General features: G+C 29.9%; 19 protein-coding genes and 1 tRNA gene. 10 read left to right on the forward strand and 10 right to left on the reverse strand.

What is annotated here, in order from left to right:
* Positions 1-12: 12 nt before the first annotated feature.
* Positions 13-1,605, reverse strand: coding sequence for a peptide chain release factor 3 (locus tag CLCOS_RS20020; RefSeq protein ID WP_063601112.1), 1,593 nt, complete (start codon positions 1,603-1,605; stop codon positions 13-15).
* Between the two features lie 221 nt (positions 1,606-1,826).
* On the opposite strand from CLCOS_RS20020, the gene yidA reads away from it, so the two are divergent.
* Positions 1,827-2,645 carry a sugar-phosphatase gene (gene yidA, locus CLCOS_RS20025; protein ID WP_063601111.1) on the forward strand — a complete coding sequence of 273 codons (819 nt, stop codon included), beginning with the start codon at positions 1,827-1,829 and terminating at the stop codon, positions 2,643-2,645.
* Between the two features lie 168 nt (positions 2,646-2,813).
* Here yidA and CLCOS_RS20030 read toward each other — a convergent pair whose 3' ends face one another.
* A complete protein-coding gene (locus CLCOS_RS20030) occupies positions 2,814-3,776 on the reverse strand; it encodes a phosphatase PAP2 family protein (protein ID WP_430392624.1) in 963 nt (320 codons plus the stop codon).
* A 210-nt stretch (positions 3,777-3,986) separates the two neighbouring features.
* Positions 3,987-4,142 carry a hypothetical protein gene (locus tag CLCOS_RS22615; protein WP_167317022.1) on the reverse strand — a complete coding sequence of 52 codons (156 nt, stop codon included), beginning with the start codon at positions 4,140-4,142 and terminating at the stop codon, positions 3,987-3,989.
* 160 nt (positions 4,143-4,302) lie between these two features.
* On the opposite strand from CLCOS_RS22615, the gene CLCOS_RS20035 reads away from it, so the two are divergent.
* Positions 4,303-4,863 (forward strand): ECF transporter S component, encoded by a 561-nt coding sequence (locus tag CLCOS_RS20035; protein ID WP_013240428.1) that lies wholly within the window; start codon positions 4,303-4,305, stop codon positions 4,861-4,863.
* A 31-nt stretch (positions 4,864-4,894) separates the two neighbouring features.
* Here CLCOS_RS20035 and CLCOS_RS20040 read toward each other — a convergent pair whose 3' ends face one another.
* Positions 4,895-5,059 (reverse strand): zinc-ribbon domain-containing protein, encoded by a 165-nt coding sequence (locus CLCOS_RS20040; protein WP_013240427.1) that lies wholly within the window; start codon positions 5,057-5,059, stop codon positions 4,895-4,897.
* A 347-nt stretch (positions 5,060-5,406) separates the two neighbouring features.
* On the opposite strand from CLCOS_RS20040, the gene CLCOS_RS20045 reads away from it, so the two are divergent.
* The 3 genes from CLCOS_RS20045 to tyrS all read left to right on the forward strand — a co-directional run bounded on the left by CLCOS_RS20045 (position 5,407) and on the right by tyrS (position 8,538).
* Positions 5,407-6,555 carry an AlbA family DNA-binding domain-containing protein gene (locus tag CLCOS_RS20045; protein ID WP_063601109.1) on the forward strand — a complete coding sequence of 383 codons (1,149 nt, stop codon included), beginning with the start codon at positions 5,407-5,409 and terminating at the stop codon, positions 6,553-6,555.
* 138 nt (positions 6,556-6,693) lie between these two features.
* Complete coding sequence (locus CLCOS_RS20050) at positions 6,694-7,104, forward strand: hypothetical protein (protein WP_013240425.1); 411 nt, start codon at positions 6,694-6,696, stop codon at positions 7,102-7,104.
* Positions 7,105-7,317: 213 nt separating this feature from the next.
* The gene (gene tyrS, locus CLCOS_RS20055) at positions 7,318-8,538 is read left to right on the forward strand and encodes a tyrosine--tRNA ligase (protein WP_023162401.1); all 1,221 of its coding nucleotides are present in this window, start codon (positions 7,318-7,320) and stop codon (positions 8,536-8,538) included.
* Between the two features lie 323 nt (positions 8,539-8,861).
* Here tyrS and rimI read toward each other — a convergent pair whose 3' ends face one another.
* From rimI to CLCOS_RS20075, 4 genes are read right to left on the reverse strand one after another with little or no spacing between them, the layout of a single operon-like run.
* Positions 8,862-9,311: a ribosomal protein S18-alanine N-acetyltransferase gene (gene rimI / locus CLCOS_RS20060; protein ID WP_063601108.1), complete on the reverse strand. Its 450-nt coding sequence runs from the start codon at positions 9,309-9,311 to the stop codon at positions 8,862-8,864.
* On the reverse strand, positions 9,304-10,017 hold the full coding sequence (gene tsaB / locus CLCOS_RS20065; protein ID WP_063601107.1) for a tRNA (adenosine(37)-N6)-threonylcarbamoyltransferase complex dimerization subunit type 1 TsaB: 714 nt from the start codon (positions 10,015-10,017) through the stop codon (positions 9,304-9,306). The genes rimI and tsaB overlap by 8 nt, the downstream gene beginning before the upstream one ends.
* A gap of 4 nt (positions 10,018-10,021) precedes the next feature.
* Positions 10,022-10,477 (reverse strand): tRNA (adenosine(37)-N6)-threonylcarbamoyltransferase complex ATPase subunit type 1 TsaE, encoded by a 456-nt coding sequence (gene tsaE / locus CLCOS_RS20070; RefSeq protein WP_063601106.1) that lies wholly within the window; start codon positions 10,475-10,477, stop codon positions 10,022-10,024.
* A gap of 57 nt (positions 10,478-10,534) precedes the next feature.
* On the reverse strand, positions 10,535-11,845 hold the full coding sequence (locus CLCOS_RS20075) for an HD-GYP domain-containing protein (protein WP_063601105.1): 1,311 nt from the start codon (positions 11,843-11,845) through the stop codon (positions 10,535-10,537).
* 225 nt (positions 11,846-12,070) lie between these two features.
* Between CLCOS_RS20075 and CLCOS_RS20080 the strand changes: the two genes are divergently transcribed.
* Together CLCOS_RS20080 and CLCOS_RS20085 are read left to right on the forward strand one after the other, a co-directional pair.
* Complete coding sequence (locus tag CLCOS_RS20080) at positions 12,071-13,003, forward strand: metal ABC transporter substrate-binding protein (RefSeq protein ID WP_242872344.1); 933 nt, start codon at positions 12,071-12,073, stop codon at positions 13,001-13,003.
* Positions 13,004-13,049: 46 nt separating this feature from the next.
* Positions 13,050-13,125: transfer RNA gene (locus tag CLCOS_RS20085), tRNA-Trp, on the forward strand.
* A gap of 104 nt (positions 13,126-13,229) precedes the next feature.
* Here CLCOS_RS20085 and CLCOS_RS20090 read toward each other — a convergent pair.
* Positions 13,230-14,426, reverse strand: a complete 1,197-nt coding sequence (locus CLCOS_RS20090; RefSeq protein WP_063601103.1) for a tyrosine-type recombinase/integrase — start codon at positions 14,424-14,426, stop codon at positions 13,230-13,232.
* A 32-nt stretch (positions 14,427-14,458) separates the two neighbouring features.
* Positions 14,459-15,262 (reverse strand): helix-turn-helix domain-containing protein, encoded by an 804-nt coding sequence (locus CLCOS_RS20095; protein ID WP_063601102.1) that lies wholly within the window; start codon positions 15,260-15,262, stop codon positions 14,459-14,461.
* 163 nt (positions 15,263-15,425) lie between these two features.
* On the opposite strand from CLCOS_RS20095, the gene CLCOS_RS20100 reads away from it, so the two are divergent.
* The 3 genes from CLCOS_RS20100 (at position 15,426) to CLCOS_RS20110 (ending at position 16,223) form a co-directional block, all read left to right on the forward strand.
* Positions 15,426-15,614 carry a helix-turn-helix transcriptional regulator gene (locus tag CLCOS_RS20100; protein ID WP_023162394.1) on the forward strand — a complete coding sequence of 63 codons (189 nt, stop codon included), beginning with the start codon at positions 15,426-15,428 and terminating at the stop codon, positions 15,612-15,614.
* A gap of 26 nt (positions 15,615-15,640) precedes the next feature.
* Positions 15,641-15,856: a hypothetical protein gene (locus CLCOS_RS20105; RefSeq protein ID WP_063601101.1), complete on the forward strand. Its 216-nt coding sequence runs from the start codon at positions 15,641-15,643 to the stop codon at positions 15,854-15,856.
* A 172-nt stretch (positions 15,857-16,028) separates the two neighbouring features.
* Complete coding sequence (locus CLCOS_RS20110; protein ID WP_063601100.1) at positions 16,029-16,223, forward strand: helix-turn-helix transcriptional regulator; 195 nt, start codon at positions 16,029-16,031, stop codon at positions 16,221-16,223.
* Positions 16,224-16,356: the final 133 nt, after the last annotated feature.

Raw genomic sequence — 16,356 nt, forward strand, 5'->3', positions numbered from 1 at the left:
AGCTGGCTTATTTTATTCTGTTTTACCTATATCTGATAGTTCAAGGCCTTTATTGTGTTCAAGTGCCCAACTAATAGACCACTCACTTTGAAATATTAAAAGGTCTCTTCCTTTTAGGTCTTTTACTTTTTTAGTATCACTTGTTAAAACAAGATCTTCTACCTTTATAGAAGAGCTTTCTATCCACCTTATAGCTCTATAAGGAAGCATGTCGACTTTTATATCTACATTGTATTCATTTTTCATTCTGTACTCTAGCACTTCAAACTGAAGAACGCCAACCACACCTATGATGATTTCCTCAATCCCTATATTTAACTGCTTAAATACTTGAATTGCACCTTCTTCTGAAATCTCACTTATACCTTTTATAAATTGTTTTCTTTTCATGGTATCTATGGTTTTTACTCTGGCGAAATGTTCTGGGGCAAACACCGGGATGCTTTCAAATTTAAATTTTTTATTTGCAGGACATAATGTATCTCCTATATTATAAATTCCAGGATCAAATACACCTAGTATATCCCCTGCATAAGCTTCTTCTACTATTTCCCTATCTTGAGCTAGGAATTGCTGGGGCTGAGAAAGCCTTACCTTATTTCCTCCCTGGAAATGAAATACTTCCATACCTTTCTTAAACTTACCTGAACATATTCTCATAAAGGCAATTCTATCCCTATGTGCAGGATTCATATTTGCCTGTATTTTAAATATAAAAGCAGAAAAATCATCACTAAAAGGATCTACTTCCCCAATGTCTGATTTCCTTGGTAGAGGTGTTGTAGTCAAATTTAAAAATTCCTTTAAAAAAGGCTCTACCCCGAAATTGGTGAGGGCACTTCCAAAAAATACAGGAGTAAGTGAACCTTCTCTAACTTTTTTTATGTCAAATTGGTCTCCTGCAATATCTAAAAGCTCTATATCGTCTTTTAGTTTTTCATGTAAAGCTTCACCTAATAAGTCTTTAAAAACATTGTCATCTACAGAGCCTTCTATGGATTCTACTGCTGTTTGACCGTGATTTCCGCCATTAAATACTTCTATTAGACTTTTTTCCCTATCATATATTCCCTTGAAGTCTTTACCGGATCCTATAGGCCAGTTCATTGGGTAGGATTTTATTCCTAAAACATTTTCTAGGTCATCCATTAATTCAAAAGGATCCTTACTTTCTCTATCCATTTTATTTATAAATGTAAATATGGGAATTCCACGTAAACTGCATACATTAAACAGTTTTTTAGTCTGTGCTTCAACTCCCTTTGCTGCATCTATTACCATTACTGCACTATCTGCTGCCATTAAAGTTCTATATGTATCTTCACTAAAATCCTGATGGCCTGGTGTGTCTAATATATTTATACAAAAATTATTATAGTTAAATTGCATTACTGATGATGTTACAGAAATACCTCTTTGTTTTTCTATTTCCATCCAATCAGATACTGCGTGTTTTGAAGCCTTTCTTGCCTTAACAGAACCAGCAAGTCTTATGGCGCCCCCGTATAATAACAGTTTTTCAGTAAGAGTTGTTTTACCTGCATCTGGGTGAGATATTATTGCAAAAGTTCTTCTTTTTTCTATCTCTTTTTTTAAGTCTGCCACTACCTTTTCTCTCCTCTTTTTTTATTAGTTTCATCACTGATTTTAACTTTATTATATATTAATGTCAACTTGTGCTGTTTGTAAAATTTAAACGTTTAATTCTAATGCTTATAGGTTAATATAAGGTCTTTTACAATTTAAACTTATTTTTTGTAAATGATATAATTATTATGAAATATTATTTAAGGGAATAAGATAGCACCTATATATGGAGGAAATTTATGTATAAACTAGTAGGAATAGATATGGATGGTACTTTGCTTAGAGATGACAAAAGCATTTCAGAAGAAAATTACAATGCTATTCAAAAGGCTAAAGAGCTTGGAATAAAAATTGTACTAGCTACTGGAAGGCCTTTAAAGGGAATTGAAACGTATTTAAAACAATTGAAATTGACTTCAGAAGGAGATTATTCTGTAGCCTTTAATGGAGCAGTAGTTCAAAAAAACCATAATGGTGAAGTTATAAGTGAAAATTTACTTAAGCATGAAGATTTAAAATATTTATATAGCCTAAGTAAGGAATTAAGTGTAAATATTCATACTCTTACTTTTGATTTTTGTGCTGCGGCTAAGCTAAATAAATATAGTAAATTGGAAGCTTCTTTAAATAAGATACCGCTTAAAATATTAGATTTGAATGAAATTCCTGATTATGTACCTATAATAAAAGTTATGTTTGTAGATGAGGAAGCAAAGATTTCAAGGGTCATAGAAAATTTACCTAAAACAGTATATGAGAAATATACTGTACTTAGAAGTGAACCATATTTTTTAGAGTTTATAAACAAAAATGTAAATAAGGGATTCGGTATACAAGTTTTAAAGGAGAAGCTAAATATAAGTAGGGATGAAATAATGTGCATAGGTGATGCTGGAAATGATATTCATATGATAAAATATGCAGGATTAGGTGTGGCTATGGAAAATGCTTTTTCCGATGCAAAAAGAGTTGCAGATTATATTACAAAAACTAATGAGCAAAATGGAGTGGCACATGTAATAAATAAATTTATACTAGAACAATGTGCTGTAAAATAGAATATTTTTACAACCTTCGGCTCGTTAAATATTTTGATAAGGCTAAGCAAAAAATTAAAAAAAAGCTAAGAACTTTTGAAAACTCGTACCTCAGACAATTCAAAAGTTCTTAGCTTTTATGGATTTTTTCTAAGACTTATATACAAAATATTTAAGTGAAATTTAAAGTTAATTTTTCATAGTTTCTAAATAGTAATTACTTACATATATAGCCTTTTTCTTCTTGTAATAAAGCATGTCTAATGGTTTCTGGACAAGTACTTTACTTTTAGCCAAAATAAAGTCTACTAATTTTACAGTTACGTAAGCTAATATCATTCCAGCAAAAACATCTATTACCCAATGAACCTCTAGATATAGAGTTGAGAATATTACACTTAAACAGAAAAAACCAAATACACATTTCCATATTTTGTTCCGTTCCCTAAGAACTAATAAAAACATGGCAAAGCATATAGATGTATGCATAGATGGAAAACAATTAAGAGTAACACCTGCCGCAGCGCTTGGACTTAATTGCCTATCAAGGCCATCAGGTTGCCCAAGTACAAACCATACCTCCTGTAAATGGAAAATAAGATAAAACGGAGTTATTAAAAATATCTGTACTACATGTGCAGATAAAATATAACGTAGCATTTTCTTAAAGTCCTTGGCTAAGGTAGATCTATAAACTGCAAGTAAAACAGGTAGTACAAAACCGTTATTATATACCATTCTAAAAAACCAGGTTAAAGTTTCTGTTTTATAAATTCTTGCAAAACTTCCATTATTAAATGGTATTTTACTAAATATGGGATTTAAATCTACTACTATTTTCCTACTTATTTGCCAACTTAGCATTTTCCCCCAAAACGCATATCCATGCTGTTCTATGTAAAATATGAACGCAAAAAATGGAATACATAATATTAAGAAAGGAATTACTTTAATATCATTTCTAATATCTGAATAGACTGTGAAACACATTAAAGCAAGCATACCCAGATATATTTTACTAGTCAAACTAATAGATGGATATTGAACTAGATATAAAGTCTTATGCAAGAAATATAAACCTATAAGAATAAAGTAGTACTTACTTAGTAAATTGAATAATATTTTAAACGTGTGCTGCGTAGTTTTCCACATTTTATTTTCTACAAATTTATACATGAAATTTATACCCCCCTTATGGACAAATAAATTATATCACTAGTAAAAGGGTAAGTATATAAAAAAATTTAACAATATTTTATCTTATTTTACATAAATATAACCTAATTATCTTTTCTATATTTATTTGTCATTAGGGAGGAATAAACTAAAATCAAGTATAAAATATTAATTTTATGCAGCATATTAGAATCGTTTTTTGCCCATAAATGCCGTGTCTATTATAAAAACAAAAGCACATATTAAAAGCAGCATATTTATGAAAGTTAATCCTATTTTAAATATTGCACCTATAAATAGGAATATCAAAAAAAGGCTGCAGAGCCATTTAAAAAAAATCATTTTAAAATCTCCCTTATATAATTAAATAAAAATATTAAATGTATAAAGTAGTATTTCCTCTTTTATATGAATTAATACAAAAGTGTATCGTTACATTTTGAGTTTTTTATAAAAAAAAATATAATGTTATTAATTCAAATTTAAGGGGGTTATCATTATAATGGAACAAAAAAGATTAAGCGTAAGTGGCTTAAAAGTCAGAGACATTATTCAGGTATCACTTATGGCAGCAATAACGTATATTGCTACAGCTATAATTAATATACCAACAGGAGTATTGGTTAAAGGTGTTGTACATATGGGAGACAGTATGGTACTTTTAGCAGCTATATTAATTGGAAGAAAAAAGGCATTTTTATCTGCAGCTATAGGAATGAGTTTATTTGATGTTCTTTCATCCTATGTTATTTGGGCTCCTTTTACTTTCCTTATAAAGGGTATTATGGCTTGGATTGCAGCAACTATTGCTTACAGAGGAGAATATAATGGTGAAAAGTTTTGGAATAATATAATCGCATTTATTGTAGCTTGTATTTGGATGGTATCTGCATATTATGCAGCAGGAGTGGTTATAATGCATTTTGTCACAAATATAGCTTTTTCAAAAGCCATCATTTTATCTGCAGCAGAAATCCCGGGGAATATAGCCCAGAGTATTGTAGGAATAGCTATAGCGCTTCCACTAGCAAAAGTTTTAAAGAGAGCTAATTTAGGTAAATAATAAAGGAGAGGTTTTCACCTCTCCTAATTATTTACCTAGCTCTCATTCTATTCTTTTCAGCTTTTCTTTTTCTTCTACATTCAGGACATCTTACAGGATCATTTTCAAATCCTTTTTCCTTGTAAAATTCCTGTTCACCCTCTGTAAATACAAATTCTTTTCCGCAATCTTTACATACGATTGTTTTATCTGCCATAAAAAAACCTCCTTAACCTAGGACTAATTTTATTCTTGATAACCTACCTCCTAGGATTAAAAGGAGAATATAGCACCTTGAAAAAATTTGACCTAATATAAATATTATAATTAGAGTAAAACTCTAAGCTAATTATACCATATTTTAATAAAAAAACAATATTTTAAATAATTATGGCTTGTACCAATTCGTTGGTATAACTAGCATAGGGGAAAATGTTAATTAATGCAAATGTTAATTTTAATTAAAGTTGAATGAATTAAAAATCTGTCAAATAACAATAGTAATAGGGTATAATTAAATTAGGTTTTATATATTAAACTCAAAAAAGTAATGGGGTTGTTTTCATGGATATAAAAAGATTTTTTAATTTATTAAAGAAAATGGAAGGACCGAAATTAGATTTTAAACAATTACTAAATATTGAAACTGATAGTGGAAGAAAAGAATTAGCTAAGGACATATGTGCTATAGCAAATTCTAGAGGGGGAAGAGGATATATTATAATTGGAATTGAAGATAAGACTAAGAAAATAGTAGGAGTAGACAGAAATTTTAGTGAAGAACAAATACAGCAGATAATAAGCTCTAGAATAGAACCTCCCATACCAATTTCTCTAGAACTTTTAAAGTATAAGGGAAAAGATATAGTTATTATAAATATATATGATGGACCTCAAAAACCATATCAAATGAGAGAAAATGGAGCCTTTTACACGAGAAGAGGTTCAACAAATGATACGATGCGTAAACAGGAAATAATATCGGCTCTTCAGCAAAATTTAAATTTAAATACGGAATTGTGTCCTATACCACATAGCAAATTAAACTGTATAGATAATTGTATAGTAGATAAGTATTTTTTGTCTCAAGGGATAAAAGTAAATGATGAAAATAGATTGGGTTTAATGGAGGATGCTTCTATAATATATATAGATAAGGATTCAGGTAAGTATATGGTAACGTTAGGTGGGCTTCTAATTTTTTCTAATACAAACAATGTATATATTCCCCATAATATGATAAAAATAGTTAATAAGATAAATAAAGATTTTAGAAAGGTGAGTATAATTCAGGGAAATCTACTGTCAATTATGGATAAAGCACAAGAGGCTATTGAGAATATTATAACAGTGAAATCATATCCCACAGAGGGGATAAGTGAAGGAATAAGAAATGCCGTAATGTATAGGGACTATTCTGATTTTTCTAGGGAAATAGAGGTTATAGTAAGCTATAATAGTGTAGTAATAACTAGCCCTGGAATGTTATCAAATAGGGAAAATACAAGTTACTATAATTATGCAAGAAGGAATATGTGGATATATGAAAAAATAATTACACTGGATTCTAAAAAGAGATTTACAGGAACTGCAGCAAGTTTTAGTAGAATTCAAAAGCTGTTTAAGAATGTAGGAAGAGTTAAATTTATAAATTCTATAAAAAATGATTATTTTAAGATTATATATCCTGGTACTAAGAAGTTGAGTAACTAATATACTAGTAACAAAGGTAGAAAAATAAAAATAATATTTTCCAAAATAATACACCTAAGTTATTGAAAAAATATTCTGAATATTATATAATTTATCTATAAGGATGACACCTGAATATTAAATTAAGGGGTGATAAAAATGATTCATGTATTTTGCAGCAAAAGAGGATCTGGGAAAACTAAAGAACTGATTAATTTGGCTAATGAAAAGACAATGATAGGGAGGGGGCACGTTGTCTATATAGATGATGATAGGGGACCACTGTGGCAATTGAACAGAGGAGTAAGATTTATAGTAACAAGTGATTTTAAATTAAAAAAAATAGAAGAGTTTTATGGTTTTTTGTGCGGCGTACTTTCAGAAGATTATGATATTGATACAATTTTTATTGATGGATTGTTTAATATTGTAAAAGAAAATCTTCAGGATATGGCGCATTTATTTTATGCCATTGAAAAGCTGTCGGAGGAATACAAGGTTAATTTCTATATAAGTGTAAATGGAGAAAAAGAGGAGATACCTGAGTGTATTATGAAGTATGTGGCCTGATTAATGAAGTAATTTGTTTGTGAGAAAATAATGCTGGTTTTTATATAGTTAAGACTGGAGAGTGTATCTTCAGTCTTAAAATTTTTAAAATAACTTTAAATTAAAATTACATAGGTAAATCATTTAAATGTTGATAAAAATAGGTTTTAAATATATACTATACAATATATAAGAGTACTATTGTACTGACTATTTGAAAGGTAGGGATTTAGGTTGCCTAACGTTTATGACATATTATTGGAACGTGGATACATAAAACAAAGTACACATGAAGAAGAAATAAGAGAGTTATTAGGAAAAGAAAAAGTGACATTTTATATAGGATTTGACCCAACAGCAGATAGCCTCCATGTAGGACACTTTTTACAAATGATGGTTATGCATTATATGCAAGAAGCAGGACACAGACCTATAGCTTTGCTTGGTGGTGGTACTACAATGGTTGGTGATCCTACTGGAAAAACTGATATGAGAAAGATGTTATCTAAAGAACAAATACAACATAATGCAGAGTGTTTTAAAAAGCAGTTTTCAAGGCTTGTGGATTTCAAAGATGATAAAGCTATCCTTGCCAACAATGCAGATTGGCTTTTAAATTTGAATTATATTGAATTCTTGAGGGATATAGGAGTTCATTTTTCTGTAAACAAAATGCTTACAGCAGAGTGCTTTAAGCAGAGATTAGAAAGGGGATTGTCTTTCCTTGAATTTAACTACATGCTAATGCAGGGATATGATTTTCTAGAGTTAAATAGAAGATATGGCTGTGTGTTGGAATTAGGGGGAGATGATCAGTGGTCAAATATAATAGCAGGAGTAGAATTAATTAGAAAAAAAGAGCAGAAACCTGCTTTTGGGATGACTTTTACTCTTTTAACTAAAAGTGATGGTAAAAAAATGGGTAAGACAGAAGGGGGAGCTATATGGCTGGACCCTGAAAAAACATCACCTTATGAATTTTATCAGTACTGGAGAAATATAGGAGATGCTGATGTGGAAAAATGTCTGGCTCTTTTAACTTTTCTTCCAATGGATGAAGTGAAAAGACTTGGCTCACTTCCAGGTGAGGAGATAAATGAAGCTAAAAAAGTGCTTGCTTATGAGGTAACAAAGATTGTACACGGTGTAAAGGAAGCTGAAAAAGCTAAGGAAGCAGCAGAAGCTTTGTTTTCTGGTGGACAGAATATGGAAAATGTGCCTACTGTAGAGATAGGTGAAAATTCACTTGGATGTTCCATAGTGGAATTACTTGCTGATTTACAAATACTTCCTTCAAAAAGCGAGGTAAGAAGGTTAATACAACAAAATGGACTCACTGTAAATGACGAAAAAATAACTGATCCAAAACTTTTAATTACAAAGGATAGTTTTAAAGATGGAGAAATGCTTATAAGAAGAGGAAAGAAAAAGTATAATAGAATTATACTAAAATAATATATAATTTAAGTATTAGACCTTCGTAGCTTAAAAAAATTGCGCTGCAATATTTTCAGAGGACAGAGGACAATTGACAGAGTACAGTGAAGGAGGATTTTTCTCCGTTACACTACGAAAAATCTTTAATTAAATTTTTAATGACTTATATAAATTCAAAGCTTGTTTTGCGTTAGCAAAGCAAGCTTAAAAATAAATTAGTTTTCTGACGTAAGGAGGAAAACTCACCTTCATTGTCCTCTGTCCTCTGTCAAATGTCCTCTGAAAAAGTTGTTTCACAATATTTTTATATTAAGTCAAAATTTCATATATGTGAAAATGCTTTAAATATTATATTTCCACATTATTAGAGCATCTTCTTTATTGTCTCTATAATATCCTTTCCGTATACCGTTTTGTAAAAATCCGTACTTTTTATATAAATTTTGAGCACGTATATTGGATTTTCTAACCTCTAAGGTCATACTTTTTATAAATTCAATTTTGCATATTTCTATAAGGGCTTCTAAGAGTAAACTTCCAACACCTATACCCCTGTATTCTGGATGAACTGCTATATTTGTTATATGCCCCTCATCTAGTATAACCCACATGCCTGCATAACCTATGACTATGCCTGATTTTTTTGCTACAACATATTTTGTAAGTGAACTGTTTTCAATTTCTTTCTCTAGAGACTTTCTACTCCAGGGCATAGGAAAACATAAAGAATCTATTACAAGAATCCTATCAATATGTTCTAGTTTTAAAGGGCAAATTTCTATATCACTCATGGACTTGGGACCTCAGCTTTTTTTCATACTCCCTTTCAGCTTGGGATTTCCTTAGATAAAAAGGTGCAAAACTATATAAATCGTCTTGTATGCCGGATTTTAGAAGTTTTAATCCTAATTCACCCAAAGAAGAGGCTCTTGCCAAATTTAAATTTGCAGGTGAGAAACGAATTTGTTTTATATTTGAAGTTAAATCATCCTTAAATTTCGGAACAGCATCTCCTATGAAACATATAGGCTCATTATAGTTGTTCAATGTTTTAATCAGATTTTCTATGGAAAGGAGCATATGATCGCCTAGCATATTTAATTTATTGTCTGTAAAGTTATAAAGGGCGGTGTATACATTTCCCCTAAGTGCATCTAATATAGGACAAATAATACCAGAGGTATAACATAAATTATAGGCTAACGCATCTAATGAAGATACTCCCACAAAGGGTTTGCCTGTACCTTGGCTTAATCCTTTTATTACAGCGGCTCCAATTCTAAGTCCTGTAAAAGAACCAGGACCCTTTGAAACAACAAAGCCATCTATAGAATGAATATCCATATTTAAGTTTTTTAAGAGAGTGTCTATCATAGGCATTAATACTGTGGAATGCTGTTTTTTATAATTAAAAGTAATTTCACCAAATAATTTATTGTCGTCTATTACAGCACAAGTTGCTGATTCGGTGGAAGAATCTAAACTTAATATTTTCATGTTCTTATTTTAGCTCCTTTATGTAATCATATCTATTACCATGATATTTTATTATTATTTTTCTATAATTTGGACCTTTTTCTGGAAGTTTATAAATACTTACCCATATGCATTCTCTAGGTATTAATTCTTCAATATAATTTGCCCATTCTATAATACTTACAGCATCACTGAAAATATACTCATCAAATCCAATCTCAGCAATTTCATCTATATCATTAACCCTGTATACATCAAAATGGTATAATTTTAGTCTTCCATAGTACTCATTTACTATGGTAAATGTAGGGCTTGTTATAGGATCATCTATGTTAAGACCCTTTGCTATTCCTTTTGTAAAATGGGTCTTTCCTGTACCCAAGTCACCATTTAGACAAATTATGTCACCGGCATTTAATAAGCTGCCTATTTTTTTGCCTAGATTAATGGTATCTTCAACACTATTTAAAATAAATTCCACAACAATTCACCTCATAGAATATTGTATCTAAAATGTATTAAAAAGTGAAGGAATATATTATTTCATTTCAGGGTTGTAGGAAACAGTTATATAATCTTCATAAGAGCCTAGATTAGAAAGATTACTTATTGCTTCCTTTAGATGGTTTAGTGCATGGTCACATATAAATCCTCCAGATACCATTTCGTCCATTATGTTAAAGGCTTTTTCTGAACTCATACCATTTCTATAAGGTCTATTTTCTGTAAGGGCTTGGTATATATCACATACTGCCATAATTCTACATTCTTCGGATAATTCATCTGCTTTTAAGCCTTGAGGGTATCCTCTGCCATTTAACTTTTCATGATGATTTGATGCCCATTTGCTTATATTAGGAATATCGCCTATTTTATTCAATATTATTCTAGTATAATAGGCATGAGATTTTATTATACCGAATTCCTCACTTGACAGAGAACCATTTTTATCAAGTATATAGAGAGGAATAGATAACTTGCCTATATCATGCAGGAGACCTGCAATCTTCATTTCATGACACTTTTCCTCTGGATATCCAATGAATTTTGAAACTAAATAGGCAAGGCTTGCTATACCTTTAGAATGAGTTGCAGTAAATTTACTTTTATTATCTATTATGTTTGCAAATATTTTAGATATTGCTTCAAACTCATGGAGATCCATAAACATATTTAACTTGGGGTGAGTTTCATCTAGTATAAAGTCAATAAAATCTATATTTTGAAGATTAAGCCAGAACATATCAGAAGATGCACTTCCTAAAAAAGCATTTGCAATTGTTTCGGAAAAAATCTTTTTAGAATTTTGTTTGATCCATAAGATAATATTATTTTTTTGCTGATAGTTAGATATATTTTCATTATATATAAGTTCTATTAAATCCGAAATTCTTATTATTTGACTTTCTAGAGGGATCATATCTCCTTTTAGCCCCATGGCACCACTTCCATCAAAATTTTCATGATGATATAATATTATCTTTGATATATCATGAAAGTAGGGAAAAGATTTAGTTATTTTATTACCAAGTTCACAATGTTCTTTTATAAATAGATTAGCAGAATGACTCTGAGATAAAAAGGTAGCAGCTCCTATATCATGCAGTAGAGCTGATACATAAAGTTGTTTTTTAAAATTATCACTTAATTTTAGATAATTTGCAATTTCAAGTGCTATATAGGTAGTCCTCTGGGAATGATGGATAAATCGATGATCTGAATAGTTTATATTTGTTATATTTTCAATGACTGGATCATTCCCATTAAAGCTATCATATTTGGAACTCATTTGAGCTAAATCCAGTGCAATTGACATGGCCCTTATTGTTTTGTCCATACTAACCTTCATGGATAAACCCCCTTAAATAGAATATACTCTGTACACCTAATTTTATCACAATGGAATGTGTCAATAAATACTTATGAATAAGCAATGTGAAAAATAAAAATTATTTGCAAAACAGGTATTGTGATTTGCAATGTTAAAATACATTATGTAAAATGTATTTGTTATGAGTTAATTTATCAATGGTAGATAAAATGATATACTTTGATTTGCATTCTGGATAGGAAGGTGAAAGACTTGAAAAAAGTATTGAGCTTAATTATGTCTTTTTTAATAATTTTTATTGTTGTTGGATGCAATAGTAAAGAAGAATATAAAAGTAATAGCAAGTTGCAGGTAAGAAATAATGTACAATTAAATATAGTTACTACAGATAAATTTCTATATAATATGGTAAAGTCTATAGTAGGAAACAGACATGTAGTAGAATATATGTTTAATGATAGAAAAAGTGAAATGAATTTTAAGTTTACTGAAGATAGTGTAAATAATGTATCTAAAAAAGATCTATTTTTTTATGTAGGTGCAGATTATGAGCCTTGGGTAGATACTTTTGTGGACAAATTAAATAAAAGTAAGGTTGGAGTTATAAATGTTTCAAGAGGAATAAATCTTTTATCTTATAACAGAGTAATAAAATATAATAATACAATTTTAAAAGATAATCCCTATTATGTTAACAATATTGATAATTATAGGATAGCACTTATGAATATTAAAAATGCACTTGAGGATAGGGATGCTAAAAGTAGAGATTTTTATGAGAAAAATTTTTCTGAAACTTTGAATAAATTAGATAGTTATAAAAAAGACTTAAAGTCAGTAGATGGAGAATTGAGTAATTACACTTTTATTGTTATAGAAGATGAACTTAGTTATTTTGCAAGGTATAATAATTTGAAACTTTTAGATGTAAGTCCAAGGGAAGATAATAGCATAATGCCTTTGGATTCAGCAGGGCAGAAGAACTTAGAACAAAAATTAAAAGACAATAAGGTAGTTCTTCTTTATAATAATGATGCTGTAGTTAAAAGTAATGAAGAGTTGATAAAAATTTATAATATAAAAACTTCTAAAATAGAAATTTATAATGGGGATTTTAACTATGAAGAAACCCTTAAACATAATATAAATAGTCTAGAAAATATTTATAAAAAATAAAAAGCTTGCATTTTATTAGTTTATATTATATAATTATTAACGTCTTAGGGGTATAGCTCAATTGGTAGAGTGCCGGTCTCCAAAACCGTAGGTTGTAGGTTCGAGACCTACTACCCCTGCCAGATATCAATGCTTTCACGATTTCGTGAAAGCATTTTTTATATGAAATAACACAACCGTAACACAACCCAGAAAAAAATATATAAACACAAATAAAAAAAGTGCCCTAAAAATATAGGGCAAATAAATGATTAATTCTATCAACTGCTTTGATTTTTTGCTTTGGTAAAACATGAGTATAAATATTAGCTGTAGTAGAAATATCTGCGTGACCCAAAAGTTCCTGGACTGTTTTTAATGGAACATCTGCTTCAAATAATCTTGTAGCATAGGTATGTCTCAGTGCATGAAAGTTTCTATAATCTATTTTTGCTTTTTTTAATGCTCTCTCGTAACTTCTAGTTAGATTCCTTGTATCGGTAGGTTCACCTAATTCATTAGGGAAAACTAAATCGTTATTTACATATATATCTCCGCTTTTAAGCTTTTCTTCTAGCTGCCTTTTCTTATGTTTTTTCAACTCTTCCATTATATTTAGAGGTACAGGTATAGTCCTCTTACTGCTTTTAGTTTTAGGCTCCTGTTCTATTATTGCAGTTTTATTTTCCGCTGGATTTTCTATATTAATTTTAGATACTCTTTTAAAAGTTCTCTGAACTTTAAGCTCATTATTTTCAAAATCTATGTCAGACCACTTAAGAGCTACTACCTCACCTATCCTCAAACCTGTTCCAAGTACTAATATAAATAATGCTCTATTTCTATGATCTTGTATAGATTTCAAAAATTTTTCTTCTTCTTCTAAAGTAAATATTTGAATTTCCTTTTTATCAGTTATTTTAGGTAGTATTACATTGTTACAGGGATTAATTATAATATAGTTTTCTTTAACTGCCTGATTTATGGCAGGCTTGAGCATTTTATTTATTGATTTTATAGTATTTGGGGTTTTATGTTTATCTTTTACTAGTGTGTTATAGTAAGCCTGTATATTGGTTGATTTTAAATCTTTTAGCTTTCTCATACCTATTTGAGAATTAAGTATGTAGTTCTTATATAGGCTGTTATATTCCGCTAATGAAGAAGGCCTTAAATCATTAATTCTGTATTCATAAAGCCATATTTTAATCCACTCCTGCAGGGTTATCTTCTCATCACAGGGAAGAAGTCCTGCAGCGGATTTATTCATATATTCATCCTTCTTTTTTATAGCATCCAGCTTTGTCTTTCCGTAAAACTGTTTTCGAACAAGCTTTCCAGTATCATCCCGTCCTATAGTAATTGTAGTTCTCCATCCCTTTAGAACTCCATCTTTATAATATTTTTGTACGGAGCCTTCACCATTTGCTTTCTTAGAGGGCATATTAACTCCTTCCTTCCACACATAATAGAGAATTACTTATTGCGGCTGTTGCCTGTGTATTTTGATGCATTTAGTACATCATCTACTAAATCTGCAAAAGACTTCTTTAAGTATTTTGAAAAATAGTTTTTGTTAAGGTCATTTGTACTTGTATAGTCTAAAATTTCATCTTTAAGTTTTATATTAGATGGGTCATCGAAGAACAAAACGAGATCTTCAAGTTTATCTACTATTGAATCAAGACCTATTTTTGTAAGTGATTTAAGTTTGTTTATATCTTTAAGCGTATCCCTGGATATAGAATCTATGTATTTAACATCTTGAAGGGAACTTTCTGTGTTATAGCATAAAACTTTATTTTCCATTTCATCATAAAAACTTTTCAGTATATCTACAGCTTTAGTTATGAGATACAGAAAATCCAGGTTTATTTCATACTGCTTTTTTTCATTATCAAAATTCATGAAAATGTTAGAAGTATAATTTGAAAGCAAAAAATACACTGCCTTTTTCATATTGTCAGGGTAATTTTTTATAAGCTTTTCAATGTTTTGCTTTGAAAGATATTTAGAAAAATATTCAAAGTTAATTTCATCTATACTTACAGAGTCAGTTTTGCCAAGCAAATAATCTGTTGGAACATCAAAATACTGTGCTATTTTTATAAGCATTCCAATTGATGGGTCCCTGCCGTTCTCCCAGTAAGATATAGTTTGTGTATATATTTTAGAATTATTACTTAAGTCCGTATTGAGTTTATTTAATTCATCTGCCAGTTCTTTTTGGGTTAAACCTTTAGACTCACGGAGCTGTTTAAGTCTATCTTTAAATTCCATTTTGTACTCCCCCTATGAAAATAGTATATCATAAAATCATTAAATTTATAAATAGGTTATTCATAAAATTATTGACAATCATCAAAGTAGTGATAGAATTAAATTATAAAATCAATAAATTAGTAAAAAGATATTATCATTAAAAGGGGGAGCGGATGATTATATGTTGTACAAATTAAAGGCTAAAAGGGTTGAAAAGGGCATAAAGCAGATAATACTTTCAAAACAACTTGGTATAACACCTCAGTATTTAGGAAAAATAGAAAAAGGCGAAGTTGAACCCAGGAGAGATCTGATGAAAAAGATTGCAGAACTTTTAGGGGAAGATGTGAAGGAACTGTTCTTTAAATAATATTGATTAATGCTGGAGGGATTTAAATGGAAGAGTATAAAACAGCCGACAGGATGAGACATGATAAGAAAAAAGTAATGACAGTATCTCAATTTATGGAGGAATACTGCATAGGTCATAACAAAGCATATGAGTTAATACACTGTAAGGGTTTCCCTGTGGTTTTCTGCGGTAGAAAAGCACTTATCATAAGAAATAAAGTTGATGAATGGTTTTTGGGACATTTAGGTGAAAAATTTTGATAGGTATGTTTCTTTATAGTTTATATGTGACAGATGAAATGTTTTTAGTCAGAATATTGAAAATAATACAGAAGTATCTTACAATGAAATTATAAATATAGAAATTATGTTATATTATGTCATGGAACATAGTCACATTAAAAGGGTGTTTAATAATTTTTAGGTGATGAGTATGGGGGTAAATTATAAACTTAAGTCTCTTAGAATTAAAAATAATGTAACTGAAAGGGAACTTGCATATATGCTTCACATGAGTGTATCTGCGTACAGCCGTAAAGAAATAGGAAGCAGAAGTTTTACTATTGGAGAGGCTGGTAAACTTGCTAGGTTTTTTAATACCACAATAGAGGATATTTTTTTGAAATAGTTATTTTAGAAGACACTCGAAAAGTAGATGGAAATTCTGAAAAGATATTTAATTAAGCAACTACTTAGAAGTAACTGGAAAACTATTGGCGTACTTTGAAAAGCATATATTGTTACGGGATAAAGGATATAAA

Source organism: Clostridium coskatii, from assembly GCF_001675205.1.
Classification (GTDB): Bacteria; Bacillota; Clostridia; order Clostridiales; family Clostridiaceae; genus Clostridium_B; species Clostridium_B ljungdahlii.

Bases quoted from the DNA above. Each gene is read 5' to 3' on its own strand.
- yidA (WP_063601111.1), top strand. From the start codon at position 1,827: ATGTATAAACTAGTAGGAATAGATATGGATGGTACTTTGCTTAGAGAT.
- CLCOS_RS20030 (WP_430392624.1), bottom strand. From the start codon at position 3,776: ATGTGGAAAACTACGCAGCACACGTTTAAAATATTATTCAATTTACTA.
- CLCOS_RS22615 (WP_167317022.1), bottom strand. From the start codon at position 4,142: ATGATTTTTTTTAAATGGCTCTGCAGCCTTTTTTTGATATTCCTATTT.
- CLCOS_RS20035 (WP_013240428.1), top strand. From the start codon at position 4,303: ATGGAACAAAAAAGATTAAGCGTAAGTGGCTTAAAAGTCAGAGACATT.
- CLCOS_RS20040 (WP_013240427.1), bottom strand. From the start codon at position 5,059: ATGGCAGATAAAACAATCGTATGTAAAGATTGCGGAAAAGAATTTGTA.
- CLCOS_RS20045 (WP_063601109.1), top strand. From the start codon at position 5,407: ATGGATATAAAAAGATTTTTTAATTTATTAAAGAAAATGGAAGGACCG.
- CLCOS_RS20050 (WP_013240425.1), top strand. From the start codon at position 6,694: ATGATTCATGTATTTTGCAGCAAAAGAGGATCTGGGAAAACTAAAGAA.
- rimI (WP_063601108.1), bottom strand. From the start codon at position 9,311: ATGAGTGATATAGAAATTTGCCCTTTAAAACTAGAACATATTGATAGG.
- tsaB (WP_063601107.1), bottom strand. From the start codon at position 10,017: ATGAAAATATTAAGTTTAGATTCTTCCACCGAATCAGCAACTTGTGCT.
- CLCOS_RS20075 (WP_063601105.1), bottom strand. From the start codon at position 11,845: ATGAAGGTTAGTATGGACAAAACAATAAGGGCCATGTCAATTGCACTG.
- CLCOS_RS20090 (WP_063601103.1), bottom strand. From the start codon at position 14,426: ATGCCCTCTAAGAAAGCAAATGGTGAAGGCTCCGTACAAAAATATTAT.
- CLCOS_RS20095 (WP_063601102.1), bottom strand. From the start codon at position 15,262: ATGGAATTTAAAGATAGACTTAAACAGCTCCGTGAGTCTAAAGGTTTA.
- CLCOS_RS20100 (WP_023162394.1), top strand. From the start codon at position 15,426: ATGTTGTACAAATTAAAGGCTAAAAGGGTTGAAAAGGGCATAAAGCAG.
- CLCOS_RS20105 (WP_063601101.1), top strand. From the start codon at position 15,641: ATGGAAGAGTATAAAACAGCCGACAGGATGAGACATGATAAGAAAAAA.
- CLCOS_RS20110 (WP_063601100.1), top strand. From the start codon at position 16,029: ATGGGGGTAAATTATAAACTTAAGTCTCTTAGAATTAAAAATAATGTA.